The sequence below is a fragment of the Pedobacter steynii genome, assembly GCF_900103665.1.
GTDB classification, from domain to species: domain Bacteria; phylum Bacteroidota; class Bacteroidia; order Sphingobacteriales; family Sphingobacteriaceae; genus Pedobacter; species Pedobacter steynii.
Genome location: NZ_FNGY01000012.1, coordinates 59,668 through 73,196, shown reverse-complemented (window position 1 = coordinate 73,196; position 13,529 = coordinate 59,668). Strand labels below are relative to the sequence as shown.

13 protein-coding genes are annotated in these 13,529 nt (G+C 41.2%); 5 read left to right on the top strand and 8 right to left on the bottom strand.

The window, feature by feature from the left end; all coding sequences use genetic code 11:
• Positions 1-7 precede the first annotated feature (7 nt).
• The 5 genes from BLQ87_RS27165 to BLQ87_RS27135 all read right to left on the bottom strand — a co-directional run bounded on the left by BLQ87_RS27165 (position 8) and on the right by BLQ87_RS27135 (position 7,427).
• Positions 8-790, bottom strand: a complete 783-nt coding sequence (locus tag BLQ87_RS27165) for a hypothetical protein (RefSeq protein ID WP_074612078.1) — start codon at positions 788-790, stop codon at positions 8-10.
• Positions 791-801: 11 nt separating this feature from the next.
• The gene (locus BLQ87_RS27160) at positions 802-1,317 is read right to left on the bottom strand and encodes a DUF5004 domain-containing protein (RefSeq protein ID WP_074612077.1); all 516 of its coding nucleotides are present in this window, start codon (positions 1,315-1,317) and stop codon (positions 802-804) included.
• 12 nt (positions 1,318-1,329) lie between these two features.
• Positions 1,330-2,745: a RagB/SusD family nutrient uptake outer membrane protein gene (locus BLQ87_RS27155; protein ID WP_074612076.1), complete on the bottom strand. Its 1,416-nt coding sequence runs from the start codon at positions 2,743-2,745 to the stop codon at positions 1,330-1,332.
• Positions 2,746-2,765: 20 nt separating this feature from the next.
• Positions 2,766-5,882, bottom strand: a complete 3,117-nt coding sequence (locus BLQ87_RS27150) for a SusC/RagA family TonB-linked outer membrane protein (RefSeq protein WP_074612075.1) — start codon at positions 5,880-5,882, stop codon at positions 2,766-2,768.
• A gap of 531 nt (positions 5,883-6,413) precedes the next feature.
• On the bottom strand, positions 6,414-7,427 hold the full coding sequence (locus tag BLQ87_RS27135) for a LacI family DNA-binding transcriptional regulator (RefSeq protein ID WP_074612072.1): 1,014 nt from the start codon (positions 7,425-7,427) through the stop codon (positions 6,414-6,416).
• A 185-nt stretch (positions 7,428-7,612) separates the two neighbouring features.
• Here BLQ87_RS27135 and BLQ87_RS27130 point away from each other — a divergent pair, with 185 nt between their 5' ends.
• On the top strand, positions 7,613-8,755 hold the full coding sequence (locus tag BLQ87_RS27130; protein ID WP_074612071.1) for a fatty acid desaturase family protein: 1,143 nt from the start codon (positions 7,613-7,615) through the stop codon (positions 8,753-8,755).
• Here the strand turns inward: BLQ87_RS27130 and BLQ87_RS27125 are convergent.
• From BLQ87_RS27125 to BLQ87_RS27115, 3 genes are all read right to left on the bottom strand, one after another.
• Positions 8,734-9,114, bottom strand: a complete 381-nt coding sequence (locus tag BLQ87_RS27125) for a hypothetical protein (RefSeq protein ID WP_074612070.1) — start codon at positions 9,112-9,114, stop codon at positions 8,734-8,736. The two genes, BLQ87_RS27130 and BLQ87_RS27125, sit on opposite strands and share 22 nt — an antisense overlap.
• A 64-nt stretch (positions 9,115-9,178) precedes the next feature.
• Entirely contained in the window at positions 9,179-9,859 is a 681-nt protein-coding gene (locus BLQ87_RS27120; protein WP_074612069.1) for a GDSL-type esterase/lipase family protein, read from the bottom strand.
• Positions 9,860-9,932: 73 nt separating this feature from the next.
• A complete protein-coding gene (locus BLQ87_RS27115; protein WP_245723941.1) occupies positions 9,933-10,844 on the bottom strand; it encodes a glycerophosphodiester phosphodiesterase family protein in 912 nt (303 codons plus the stop codon).
• Between the two features lie 156 nt (positions 10,845-11,000).
• Between BLQ87_RS27115 and BLQ87_RS27110 the strand changes: the two genes are divergently transcribed.
• From BLQ87_RS27110 to BLQ87_RS27095, 4 genes are all read left to right on the top strand, one after another.
• Positions 11,001-11,765 (top strand): DeoR/GlpR family DNA-binding transcription regulator, encoded by a 765-nt coding sequence (locus tag BLQ87_RS27110; protein WP_074612068.1) that lies wholly within the window; start codon positions 11,001-11,003, stop codon positions 11,763-11,765.
• Positions 11,766-11,839: 74 nt separating this feature from the next.
• Positions 11,840-12,481 carry a DUF47 domain-containing protein gene (locus BLQ87_RS27105; RefSeq protein ID WP_074612067.1) on the top strand — a complete coding sequence of 214 codons (642 nt, stop codon included), beginning with the start codon at positions 11,840-11,842 and terminating at the stop codon, positions 12,479-12,481.
• 89 nt (positions 12,482-12,570) lie between these two features.
• Entirely contained in the window at positions 12,571-13,191 is a 621-nt protein-coding gene (locus tag BLQ87_RS27100) for a hypothetical protein (protein WP_074612066.1), read from the top strand.
• A complete protein-coding gene (locus tag BLQ87_RS27095; protein WP_124581371.1) occupies positions 13,188-13,490 on the top strand; it encodes a winged helix-turn-helix domain-containing protein in 303 nt (100 codons plus the stop codon). Before BLQ87_RS27100 ends, BLQ87_RS27095 begins: the two co-directional genes overlap by 4 nt.
• Positions 13,491-13,529: the final 39 nt, after the last annotated feature.

Here is a 13,529-nt window from a genome sequence, read left to right as displayed (position 1 = left end):
TTGCGTGTTATTTAAGATCCAGAAATACAACCTCGGCCTCTTCAGTAGTATAAGGAACCGTTAAACCATTTACATCTTTTACCGTTCCGCTAAAGCTGTATACCGCTTTATTTACCTTTTGACCTTCAGGAATACCGAACAATATTTCCGGCAGGAAAGTATAGCCAAAAGAGCCATCTTTCTGTTTAACAACCGGAAGACCTTTCTTTTCCTGTCCGACAAGCTGTCCGGCCGGATCGAGCATTCTGATATTGATACTTGTTGGAGAAAAACGTTGGTTATTCGGACTTGCGGTATAGCGTTGATCCAGATATAGGCTCAAGGCATCATACTGACTGGTCCGTACAGGAAAATTTCTGAATAATGTGGGTACAAACAAAATCGGAGAAAACTTCGTCGGCGTATAATCTTCTGATTGAATTCCACCGTCTTTTGTTTTTACCAGGAAGCTAAAAGGCTTACCGATGATGTCTGATGCTCCTTTATTATAAAAGCTGGTTCCGACAAATATGTATTTCCATTTATCATCAGCTACTTTAGTGAACTTCGCGATATCCGGAGAACTCGTCCAGCTGGTATTCGTAATGGCATCTCCAGGACCGAAAGCCCAGATATAAGGTTCTTTTCCTGCTAACGAAGAGCCGGCAAGATCAATCTCTAAAATCACTTCATCTTCGGGCGTAAAAACACCGGGTGTAACCGTATATTTTATCTGCGCCTTCTGCGCCTGCGCAGTAATGCCAATCAAACAGAAAAAGGCAACCAGCGATAATTTGTAAATTCTTTTCATTTTATAACTGTTTAATTGGCTTTTTTGAAATAGTAGTTATTAGATAAAACGAGCGTTTTCTCGCCTTTGCTGCCTACCTGATACTTTTTAACGGTCAGCAACAACTGTCCCTGATCCAGTAATCCATACTTCCCAATAGTGATTTGATCAGTGGTTGTTCCACTGGTCAAAGTCATCGTTGCAGGAGCATCGTTATTGTCTACCGTCCAGTTGCCCTGAGTCAGTTTTAAAAACTTAGGGGAATCGCCAAACGAGATGCTGAAGGTGCTCGGTTTTTGATCTTCCGTGGTATTCAGCGTTAACTTAGCTTCACGATAAGGATATAGATCGGTAAGCTCTACTGTAGTGAAAGGGAACTGCTTATCCTTAGCATATTCATCTACCTGAATTACGGAACTCAGGCTCCAGTTGCCTTTCATCGCACTGATCACCTTGCGTGCAGGGCCTATGTCTTTCAGCTCATCCTGCTTACATGCCGCAGCACTTAGCAGCACCAGCAGGAAAATGATATATTTTAACTTTTTCATATCTGTATATTTTTAATTACATCCACCTTCTGGATTTTTAACGAACAAAGGATTCAGGTTGAACTCAGTACCTGGAAACTGAAGGATCATCCCATTACAGTTCCAGACTACACCACGACTGAAAGAAGTTTCTCCTTTCGCTCCGATCCTCTTGATCTGTTGCGCACGGTCACCTTCTCCAATCATTTCCTTTTCACGCTGAATGCGTACCTGATCTTTCAATAGAGATGCACTGGCATTCGCTGGCAAAAGTGCCGCAGCATCACCATAAGCACGGGATTTGATGTCGTTCAGGTCCGCAATCCCTACTGGCAGGTTTAATCCTGTTTCGGCTGCTGATTCTGCCCTGATCAGTTTCATTTCTGTAAAATGGATCAAGGTTGTTGTGAAGTTCTGCACGTCAAATTTTTTGAGCATCTTCCAGTCTGCAGATGTTCCGGCAGCATACCAGGCAGCACCTCTTTTATCGTTGACATCCGTCGCGTTTGCAGTATAAATACTGTTCATCAATTTCATTTCAGGGTTGCTTCCTTCTGATTTATAAAGGTCTCTGTAGCTGTTGGAACGTCCCGACAAGCCTGCTTCATTTACGACTTCGAAAATAGATTCTTTAGAACCGGCCACTGAAAAACGATCGGCATAGGCCAATTTTGTATAATCAATCTGTGCATAACTTTGACCTCTCACACTCAAACCGTTGGTAAGTACATCATTTGCATAAGTATAGGCTTCAGTGAATTTATTCATCTGAAAATATACACGCGCCAATAAAGCCTTCGCAGCCCATTTTGTAGGGTAAATTCCGTTTTGGGAAGGAAGTTTGGCTTCGGCATCTTTAAGGTCCAGAATGATCTGATCATAAACTTGTTTTATCGTAGCCCTGGCAACTGCACTTTCTACACTTACCGTCAATTGTAAAATAATTCCCGCATGCGCATTGTCAGTATTGGTATTATAAGGCTGTGCGAATAATTTCACCAGGTCAAAATGCCCCAATGCCCTTGCAAATTTGGCTTGTCCTTCGGCATTGTCTTTAAATCCGGCAGAAACAATACCAATGTTATCCAATACCTGATTAGCACGCTGAATGGCATAATAAGGTTCTTTGTGAAGGCCCTTAATATCATCATTAAAAACGCTGGTATTGCGGTTATAAATTTCTCCTTTGGTAGAGCCCAGCTGTGCGCCAAAAAACTCGTCTCCCAACAAATCGTTAAATTGCGGAATCCTTCCGTTAGACCATTTATCGGAACCAATAACGGTATAAACAGAATTGAGTAAAGATTTGATGTTTGCTTCAGAGTTGAAGACTTCTTCTTTCTCAATTCCTCCCAGTGGATCTAATTCCAGTGCTTTTTCACATCCCTGAAAACCCAGCACTGCTGTAGCGGTCAGAAAGGTGAATATATATCGGTTTAATGTTTTCATCTCTAGTTGTGCTTAAAAATTTAGAAATTAAGGTTTACACCCAATATGAATGATTTTTGCTGCGGCGGAGTAAGGTAAGTGACATTCGCACTCAGGTTACGGTCGGTCGCATTTTCATAATCACGGGCCACCTCAGGATCTCCCCCTGGATATTTTGTAAATGTCAGCAGATTGACACCTGTCAGATAAAACTTCACATTACTTAGCTTTAACTTCCTCATCGCTTCGGCAGGAAGGGTATAAGCAATCGTTGCCTGTTTAAGTTTGATGTAAGAGCCATCATACAGGAACATGTTAGAGTTGAATAAATACTGTGCAGTTACCCCTGGATATCCATTGGCAGTATTGTAATAAGAACGTGGATATTTAGCAATATCCCCGGGTTTACGCCAGCGGTCAAAGAAATCTTCCCTCACTACCCAGTTTTGAGTAGAAGCACCCTGGAACTGAAATTTCGCAGAGTTATCCCATAAATCCTGTCCTTTTACAAAGGTGAATAAGGTCGAGAACTCAAAGCCTTTATAGTTAAAGGTATTGGTCAGTCCTCCGGAAAAATCAGGAGTTACCTTACCTGCTGCAACACGGTTATCCGGGCTATAGGTTTTGGTTTGATTGCCGTCCTTATCCAGCCAGATCGGGTTTCCATCAGCAGGGTCAACTCCGGCATAACGAACCAGGAAGTTTGTTCCGATAGGATAACCAACAATCACGCGGGTATCATTTGTTCCACCCTGAATGGCCTCAGATGGCAAACCACCAACGTCAAGAATTTTGTTGTTATTGGTAGCAATATTGAAATTCGTAGTCCAGCTAAAGTCTTTGGAAACGATATTCTTGGTATTTAAGCTCAATTCAAAACCCTGGTTTCTGATTTTACCCAGATTTCTGTACTGACTTTCGTAGCCCACATGATCCGGCAGGTTAATGTTTAGCAAAGCATCCGTGGTCTTTTTGTTATAATAAGAAATCTCACCAGTGATTCTGTTGTTTAGGAATCCATATTCCAATGCTAAGTCAATGCTGCGGATATCTTCCCATTTCAGGTCTGGGTTAGCCAGTTGTGAAGGATAAATAATTGGCTCGTTTCCGTATTTACCTTCATCTACTTTATAATAAGAACGCCATTTGTCGGAAGGGATATTCGCATTTCCGGTAATTCCATATCCGGCACGGAATTTCAACAGGGAAACCCATTCCATAGATTTGACAAAATCTTCCTGACTGGCAATCCATGCGCCTGAGATGGCAGGAAAGAAACCATATTTATTGTTCGGACCGAAACGGGAAGAACCATCGGTACGTGCCAATGCCTGAATAACAAACTTATCGTTATAAGTATAGTTTAACCTCGCGAATACGGAAGCAAATGCCCATCGTCCATCAGGAGCAATTAATCCTCCTTTATCATTTACATAATATTTGGTAGCCTGATCCAATAGATCTGGATTCTTATAAAAAACTCCGGTTGCATTTGGGCCAAATAATTCGATGCGACTGTATTGTTTGGTTACTGATCTTTGATATTCAACCCCTGCTAATGCCGTAAACTTATGTTTATCAGTAAATTTAAAATTATAAGTAGCGGTTGCATTTGTATTGTAATTGGTTACCCATACCGGAAAGCGAAGCGATTGCCCATTTATTGGCTTTGCACCATCAATAAGGTATTTGCTCTGGTAACGGTCCTGCTGGGTATCGTTATAATCCAGGGAACCGCCAACACGAATGGTCAGGTCTTTAATAGGGGTATAATTCAGGTATACATTGGAAATCCAACGGGTATCCAATGTTCTCCAATCTGTATTTTCTTCAGATCTTACCGGATTTGCCCCGTTAAAGAAGTAAGGGTTTCCGTCGTTGGTTGCCGGATCTTTATAGATCGGGAAAATAGGCAGAGCCGAAGACATCGCATCTCCAATCCCCCCTGCCCAGGCAGCCAATACACGTTGGTTATCACCCTGTGCCCAGCTTGAAGACAGGCTGGCACTCAGTTTATCATTAAAAGTATAATCAAGATTTCCTCTTGTGCTCAACCTTTTATAACTATTACCAACAATGTAGGAAGGATTATCATTCCATGCACCACTTAAGAATGCTTTATATTTCTTACCTCCTCCACTTACGGAAAGGCTGTAATCCTGAGAAACGGCTTCTCTGGTTGTTAAATCCCACCAGTCAGTATTGGTATTTTTAGCCTCATCCCAGGTAATATTTGCAGGTAAAGGGGCCAGTCCGGTATTTCCGTCATTTTCCCATGCCTCCTGGCGAAGCTGTAACCATTGTTCGCTATTGGTATAATGAGGCCTGTTAGAAGCACTTGATAATCCAACTTTAGAAGAAAAATTAAACTTTGGTGCTCCTGCCTTACCGCGTTTTGTGGTGATCAGAATCACACCGTTCGCTCCTCTGGAACCATAAATACCTGCCGCACCGGCATCTTTCAGGATGTCTACCGATTCAATGTCATTTGGATTCAGGGTAGCCAGGGGATTCTGATTAAATCCCGCGCGTACTCTCCCATCTCCGTTTGCGCCTGCACCTGAGAAAATATCGGAGGTCATTGGAATTCCATCAATCACGTATAGCGGCTCACCACCACCTGAGATGGAACCAATTCCACGGATTCTGATTTGGGCAGAAGAACCGGCTATCCCGGATCCAGTGGTCACCTGTACACCGGCGGCCCTACCTGCTAAAGCAGATTCAAATGAAGGTGCAGGGGTAGAAGCAATCTGATCGCCGGTAACTTTGGCAATGGAACCTGTAATCTCTCTTCTGGTTTGCGTACCATAACCAACTACGACCACCTCATTAAGGCTTTCCGCACTTGGCTTTAAATTGAAATTAAGGTTGGTGTTTCCTTTGATGCTGACTTCCTGGCTGTGCGACTGATAGCCGATATAGCTCACGGTAACCGTTACAGTCCCGTTGCTCAGTCCGCCTAACTGGTAGGCACCATCGCCTGTAGTGGTGGTACTCTTCTGGAGATTTTTGATCTGAACAGAAGCTCCGGGCAAAGGTTGTCCGGTCTCATCAAGTACCTTTCCAGCTAAGGAACTGGTTTGCGCATTTGCCGTCAATGTGATTAGCGCTAACCACACCAAAAGACTATGCTTCATCAGGTAAAATACTTTCATATTTGGGCTCTTTTTTAATGTAAATATTTGGTTAATGTTAAGTGTATGTAACACTTATGGTAAATTTACAAGCCCACCTGAGAAATCAAAATTTTATATTATATTTTTTTTTAACACCATATTTTATACTTCAAAAACCAAAAAACGTGCATATAAATTTGCAAGTCCGATTTTCATAAAATTAGGAGTAAAAATAATTAACAGCTCATTATCAATTAATTACAAACAATTTTAAGCTTTATAAGTGTATTTTTTACACTTATGCTATTTTGACTGTTTTTCCGGGAACGATACCGGGAACGTTCCCGTAATTATTCACACATTTTGCAAAGCCGGCTTTAAAATCCCAGGGGAATTCTGCGTGAAATCGGAAAATCCTTGTTATTTTTTTCAAAAAACATCTCTTTTGTACCTCCAAAAAAGCAGCCTTTCAGCAGGAGAAAAAGAGAAAAAAATCAGACCGGATTTTCTTGTTTTCCGGAAGCTTTTTGAAAGCTCAAAAACCGGAGCATCCGGTAAAAAAAACAAGGCTTAACTCCGATCGGTAGACCTTCTTTTAATCAGTTTAGAATTCAGTATAATTTTTTCACTGGGGTTTACCGCTCCTGGTGTTTCCAGCATCTTGAATAAAAGATTGGCAGCGGCAATCCCTATTTTGGTAGCGGGTTGTGTAATCGTCGTTAAAGATGGATTTAATAGAGGGGCGATCTCCAGACTGGAGAAGCCGATGACCTTCAGGTCATCAGGGATAGAGATGTTAAGGTCATAACAGGCATAATAAGTTGCAAATGCCAGCCTTTCCACAGAAGTAAAGACCCCATCAGGCTTAATGTCCAGAAGTAAACGCTTTAAGATGGCGTCGTTCTTTGCATAACTATTTGTACAATCGACAACCAGGCGGTCGTCAAAAGGGATGCGGTGTTTCTCCAGAGCATCAAGATAACCCTGCATCCTAAACTTTCCGATAGATAGATTTTTGTTGATCACCAGGTAAGCAATTTCTTTACACCCCTGCTTGATCAGGTGCTGTGTAGCAGCAAAACTGCTGTCGTAATCATTGGTGATCACCCTTGGGGTCACGATGTCTTCGTAAACCCGGTCAAAGAAGACCAGGGGAAGCCGGTTCTGGCTCAGTTCATTCAGGTAGGTATGGTCATTCGCCTCTCCGGATACCGACATAATGATGCCATCGGCACGTCCGTTATGAAGGTGTCTGATAAAAGATACTTCTTTCTCATAATCATCTTCTGTCGCATAAATCAGGATATGATAACCTTTATCTCTGGCAATGCGTTCGATCCCCCGAATGGCTTGCGAGAAAAAATTATTGGCCAGCTCAGGAACAATTACAGCAATGGTTTTACTTTTTTGCTCCCTCAGATTACTGGCGTAATGGTTGGGCTGATAATTTAATTCCTTCGCTTTGGAAAGTATCTTTTCCTTCGTTTCCTTACTAATGTCACTGTTATCTCTGAAAGCCCTGGATACCGTTGAAGTGGATAAATTCAGTGCTTTAGCTAATTGCTTGATATTTACGCTCTCCATCTATGTTTCAATAATGATTGATATAGAACCATTAATTTATGGTAAATATAGATGAAAATCTAAACTGCCGGCGTTTTCGTAACTAAATAATAATATAAGAAAGCAGTACGTACCTATTTAATTATAGTACATTAGCCAAAATTACACGGGGAGCAAGCGATTCATTTTTAGGGGAAAACACATTTATGACGAGAAAAGTCAAATTCACTAATGCCAATAAGTCAACATTTTACATTACAGTACGGAAGCGGGTTGATGCCTACTTTATTGAAAATAATATTTCAACGCATGCCAATGCTGCCATGTGGTTCAAGGTTTTTTTCTTTATTACCGGACTAACCGGTATTTATCTCCTGTTGTTGCTGGGTAACCTAAGCTTACCCATTATGCTTTTACTGGCCATCCTTCTGGGGATGTTCGGTGCTTTTGTCGGCTTTAATGTTTGTCATGATGCCATTCACAAAGCTTTATCTCCCAACCCTACCGTCAACAAAATATTCAGTTTTGTATTTAACCTGATTGGTGCCAGCCCTTATGTCTGGAACATTTGCCACAACATTGTTCACCATACCTATACGAATATTGCCGGGCATGACGAAGATATTGACGTTGCCCCTGGCCTGATCCGGTTCTCTACCTCTGAAACCGTTAACAGGGTACAACAATACCAGCATTTTTATGCTTTTGCATTGTACAGCCTGGCCATGCTTTCCTGGGTATTCAGAAAAGATTATAAAAAGTTCTTCCAGAAAAAGATCGGCGAGCATGTATTGAGCCATCCTAAAATTGAATATTTTAACCTCTTCTTTTATAAGGCAATTTATTACTTCCTGTTTATTGTACTTCCCCTTCTGGTGATGAACATCAGCTGGTGGCAGTTTATCACCGGCTTTCTGGTCATGCAATTTGCACAGGGTTTAGTCCTTGGCCTGGTATTTCAGCTTGCGCATGTAGTAGAATCGACGGAGTTTCCTTTCCCTAACGATGAAGGCAATATTGAAGAGGCCTGGGCAGCGCATCAGCTACAGACAACCGCTAATTTTGCGGTAGAAAGCCAATTGGCAGCATTTTTATGCGGAGGATTAAACAGACAGGTAGAACACCACCTTTTCCCTAAAATCTGCCACATCCACTACCCCGCCATTGGCGCGATCGTTAAGCAAACAGCGGCAGAATTCGACCTGCCTTATAATGAATGTATCACCTTTGGGGATGCTTTAAAATCTCATTACAGGATGCTTAGGAAATTAGGTAAAGAAACCTATAAAGAGAACAGATATGTCAATAGAGAAGTAGACTTAGCCATTTATACGGCACCCATTTCCTGATTGAGATCGGTTTTACGTTGAATCAGCGCCTTATTGAAATTGATTAGGGTATTAAACTCTTTCAATAGGGTATCACACTTCATCAACTGATAAAATTCATCATCTGTCAGGTCTTTCTTCATCTTTAGGGAAACCTTTAAGCGGATAACTATATCTGCCAGTCTGCAGGATTCCGACAGGTGAAACTCACAGACCTCAATCGTATCCTCCAGATGCTGATAAGGCAGCTTTTCCAGTTCGGACTTGATCCGCTTAAATTCTTTTTGTAAAAAACTCCCCTTTAAACCATGGTCTCTTACCACCATGCCAGCGCTCAGATTCCCGATTAAGCGCGCTAAAACTACCAATTGATTTTCCATTAAAACACCCCTGATTCCTGATTATAATCTAATGTGATAAACGTTATAAATAGTTAAACAGATTCTATTTTAGATAATTGCCTGCTTTAAGCAGATTAGCCCATTCCTGATACCCCGCAGCATTCAGATGCAAACCGTCGTTAGTGAGGTTTTCTTTAAGTCTGTTTTCTGCATCTATGAAATGAGGATAGAGATCGATAATGGTCACTCTTTTACCTGCCAGCTTCCTGATTTCTTTATTTAGCCAGGTAATGTGTTCATTCCTTTCTACTTGTTTATCGCCGGTATAGCGAACCGGCAAGAGTGTATTAAAGTAGATTTTCGACTTTGAGCCTTTCTGAATCCGGCCAATCATCCGCTTATAATTCCTTAGGATAAGGCTATCGGGAATGCCTTTGGAAAGGTCATTGATCCCGATGAGTATAAATATTTTGCGAGGGTTGGCCTCAATGATTTCTGACAAGCGGTCCAGAACGCCGAAAGTGATGTCGCCGGAAATCCCCCTGTTTTTTGCATTAGGTAAATCCAGCAAAGTCGCCCAGTTGGCTCCTGCAGTAATGCTGTTCCCCAGAAATACAAAATCCTGCTCTGAAATCGGATCGGATTTAAATTTCAACAGCTTTTCTGCATAATATTTCGCTCTGGAAGTGGTATCCCATTTTACATTCTGGGCACTTAACTTAAAAGGGGCTAAAAGAAAGATCAGGCAAGTTCCTGTGATCAGGTAATAGCATACTTTTTTCATACAGAACTAAACTACGACTTTAGCTGATCTTTCTATAGTGTCAATGCACAAAACTCATTAACAAATATGTTACTTAATGACCTAGCAGATCAGGATAATCGGAGATGATTCCATCTACATTCAAAGCTTTGAGTTCTGTGATTTCTTTAGCCGTATTCACTGTCCATGGAATCACCTTAATCTGCTGTTCATGGCACTTTTTAATGAGCTCTGCGTTCACCATCTGATACATCGGACTCAGGATAAATGGATTAAATCCCAGATCGGCAATATTTTCTTCAAAACTCTTTTTATTGGCAACCAGATAAGAAGTTTTCATTTGAGGGTATTTCTTGTGGAGGACCTGTAAAGTTCTCTTGTCAAAAGATTGAATCACGACAAATTGCTGAATTCCTTTCTTCTCAATCACATCCATCAACAGCTGGACAAAAGTTTCAGGATCTGGATTCAGCAAGCCGTCTCCTTCCGGACTGCATTTCGTCTCAATGTTATAAAATATTTGTTTTTTACCTGCTTTCTTCAAATATTGCTGAACAGCATCTATCAGCTCTCCCAAACGGGGAATATAGCTTTTCATCTTTTTCTGCTGAGGAAATGCCTCATAATATTTAGAGCCCAGATCGAATTGCTTCAGTGCCACATAGTCCATTTGAAAAACAGCATATTTCCGGGCATCGGATTTTGAAATTTCCTGACCTTGCGGATCCAGCATAAAAGCAGGACTCAGGTAATCATCATGAGTCACTACCACTTCCTGATCTTTGGTAATGTGTGTATCCATTTCCAGTGTAGTCATCCCGAGGTCTATAGCATGATACATTGCTGGAATGGTATTTTCAGGCATTAAACCCCGCCCACCCCTGTGGCCCTCGTTACTAAAAGCAGGAAATTGAGCTGTAGTTGTCATACGCTGTTGCATGGTCTTACACGAAGATAAGCCGATTGCGGCGATACAGAGTAGGAAGTTAGCATTTTTCATGGTCATGTTTTGATGATTTTAGGGCAAATGTCCCGGTTTCCTTATTAAGGAGGTATTATAGATATGTTAAACTAAAAAACAAATGGAATAATTTATTTTTCACTTAAGTTTGTTGCATCTTTAATTTCAAACCAGGTACCCGAACCACAATCAAGACCTTCGATGATCAATATAGCAGAAAGACACCAATATATTCTTAATAAAATTCAGACTGACGGATCAGTAGATGTTCAGGCTTTATGTAAAGAACTGGATGTTTCCTCTGTAACGATCAGAAAAGACCTGAAACTACTCGAAGATAAAAATCTTTTGTTCAGAACGCATGGAGGAGCAACACTAAACAATCCATATACTGTAGATAAGCCTGTAAATGAAAAAGAGCAGTTGCAATCTACAGAAAAGATGAGAATTGGTGCACTTGCTGCAGACCTGGTCGAAGATAACGACTCCATCATCATTGCATCAGGTACAACTGTGCTGGCACTAGCCAGGTGTATCAGGCCCAAAGGCAACCTTACCGTCATCACTTCCGCATTAAATGTAGCTCTGGAACTCGTTCACCATAGCAATATTGAAGTGATTCAGTTGGGGGGATTACTTAGAAAAAGCTCTTCCTCCGTAACCGGCCCCTATTCCGATAATATCCTGGGTAATGTTTTTTGCAGTAAGCTTTTTCTCGGGGTAGATGGCATAGACCTTGAGTTCGGCTTAACCACCACCAATGCTTTTGAGGCACACCTCAACCGCCAGATGATCGATTCTTCGCAAAAAATAATCGTCCTCGCCGATTCTACGAAATTCGGAAAAAGAGGATTTGGTAAAATTTGCGGCATCGATGAAGTAGACCATATCATTACCGATAGCGGTATTTCTCCGCAAACGGTAAAAAATCTGGAGAGTATGGGGATAAAGGTATCCATCATTTGATAGCCATCAGATAGCAAAAACTTCATCCTGGGTTAATATTACGATCGATATTTTTGAGTTATATCATCCGTAATATGAACAGCTTTTTCAAAGTCTTTAGCCCTAAGGATAAAAAATTCCAACCACTCTTCGAAGAATGTGGAGGAAATCTAGTCAGTATATCAGAAGCACTCCTGCTTACTTTGAGTACGACCGATATAGAAAAACGAAAAATATACATCAAGGAAATTGAGCGCATGGAGCATATCGGTGAACTCATCCGGACCAGGGTTTTCCTGAAACTCAGCACCAGTCTCATCACACCATTTAGCAGAGAAGACATTCATTCCCTGATCAGCTCCTTATACGATATTGCCGATCACATGCATACCGCAGCCATTAACATTGATCTATACCATGTAGTTGACCTCAACAAGCCCATGATCAAAATGGCCCAGCTCCTGATCGAAATGTGTAAAGACCTGGAAATCGCACTTAAAGAGCTCAAAACTTTTAAAAACACCGGACTCATCAGTGATGTATGTCTGAGGATTTACAAAGGCGAAAGCAAGGCAGACTCGCTCTGTAATCATGCACTGGCAGGCTTATTCGAGTCGGAAACGAATGCCATTGAACTCATAAAACAAAAAGAAATCCTTCAAACGCTGGAAATGGCCACAGACAAATGTGACGATGTCGCTAATGTATTGGAGAGCATTCTGGTGAAAAACGCTTAATACAACCCTCCCCTTTTTTTTATTGAATTTGCAATACACTATTGCAAGTTCAATTTTTAATACTTTACTTTGCAACACAAAGTACTTTTATGGAAGAGAAAGAAATTTATACCGAACTCAATTCTATCAGGAACCTGATGGAACGTTCTGCCAAATTCATATCCTTGAGTGGATTGTCAGGAATCATGGCTGGAGTTTATGCACTGATTGGTGCAGGTTATGCTTACTATCTTGTCTACGGTCCTTATGGTGGTTTGCAATACAGAGACTATTATATCAGTGATCAACAGGTACTTTGGAAATTATTTTTTATTGCCCTGATCGTATTGATTCTGTCCTTAGGAACAGGAATTCTATTGACGCTAAGGAAAGCAGCAAAGAAAAATCAGAATGTATGGAACCCAAGCAGCAGAAAGCTGATGGTCAACATGGCCATTCCTTTACTTACCGGAGGTCTGTTTATCCTGATTTTAATTGCGAGAAGTTATTACGGCGTTGTTGCCCCGGCTAGTTTAATATTTTATGGCCTGGCCCTGGTTGCCGCAAGTCATTATACTTTTGAAGACGTAAAGTGGCTGGGTATCCTCGAAATCATTCTTGGCTTATTTGCGACCTTACTCCCTGGATATGGCCTTATTTTCTGGTCCATGGGCTTCGGTGTACTACACATCATTTACGGTTCTATCATGCATTTTAAATACGACAGGTGAGATCAGCATTAGAACATTTCGATAAAGCCTTTGAGAACAGGATACGCCTGCAGGTCATGAGCATTCTGGTAGCCAATGAGAATTACGACTTTAATTCCCTGAAGGAATTACTGGAGGTAACCGATGGCAACCTGGCATCCCATCTGAAGGCACTGGAGAAAGAAGAATATATCATCATTTATAAGTCCTTCCTGGGCAGAAAACCCAATACCAGTTATGCAGCCTCTGAAAAAGGGAGAGCCGCCTTTCTGAAACATCTGCAATCCCTTGAAAATTTAATTAAACAACAGAAACGTTAATTTTTTTTATCCAACTACTTTGAAATACAAAGTACTTTT

What these genes read in the sequence shown, in the direction of transcription:
- BLQ87_RS27165 (WP_074612078.1), bottom strand. Translation starts at nt 790, where the DNA reads ATGAAAAGAATTTACAAATTATCGCTGGTTGCCTTTTTCTGTTTGATT.
- BLQ87_RS27160 (WP_074612077.1), bottom strand. Translation starts at nt 1,317, where the DNA reads ATGAAAAAGTTAAAATATATCATTTTCCTGCTGGTGCTGCTAAGTGCT.
- BLQ87_RS27155 (WP_074612076.1), bottom strand. Translation starts at nt 2,745, where the DNA reads ATGAAAACATTAAACCGATATATATTCACCTTTCTGACCGCTACAGCA.
- BLQ87_RS27150 (WP_074612075.1), bottom strand. Translation starts at nt 5,882, where the DNA reads ATGAAAGTATTTTACCTGATGAAGCATAGTCTTTTGGTGTGGTTAGCG.
- BLQ87_RS27135 (WP_074612072.1), bottom strand. Translation starts at nt 7,427, where the DNA reads ATGGAGAGCGTAAATATCAAGCAATTAGCTAAAGCACTGAATTTATCC.
- BLQ87_RS27130 (WP_074612071.1), top strand. Translation starts at nt 7,613, where the DNA reads ATGACGAGAAAAGTCAAATTCACTAATGCCAATAAGTCAACATTTTAC.
- BLQ87_RS27125 (WP_074612070.1), bottom strand. Translation starts at nt 9,114, where the DNA reads ATGGAAAATCAATTGGTAGTTTTAGCGCGCTTAATCGGGAATCTGAGC.
- BLQ87_RS27120 (WP_074612069.1), bottom strand. Translation starts at nt 9,859, where the DNA reads ATGAAAAAAGTATGCTATTACCTGATCACAGGAACTTGCCTGATCTTT.
- BLQ87_RS27115 (WP_245723941.1), bottom strand. Translation starts at nt 10,844, where the DNA reads ATGACCATGAAAAATGCTAACTTCCTACTCTGTATCGCCGCAATCGGC.
- BLQ87_RS27110 (WP_074612068.1), top strand. Translation starts at nt 11,001, where the DNA reads ATGATCAATATAGCAGAAAGACACCAATATATTCTTAATAAAATTCAG.
- BLQ87_RS27105 (WP_074612067.1), top strand. Translation starts at nt 11,840, where the DNA reads ATGAACAGCTTTTTCAAAGTCTTTAGCCCTAAGGATAAAAAATTCCAA.
- BLQ87_RS27100 (WP_074612066.1), top strand. Translation starts at nt 12,571, where the DNA reads ATGGAAGAGAAAGAAATTTATACCGAACTCAATTCTATCAGGAACCTG.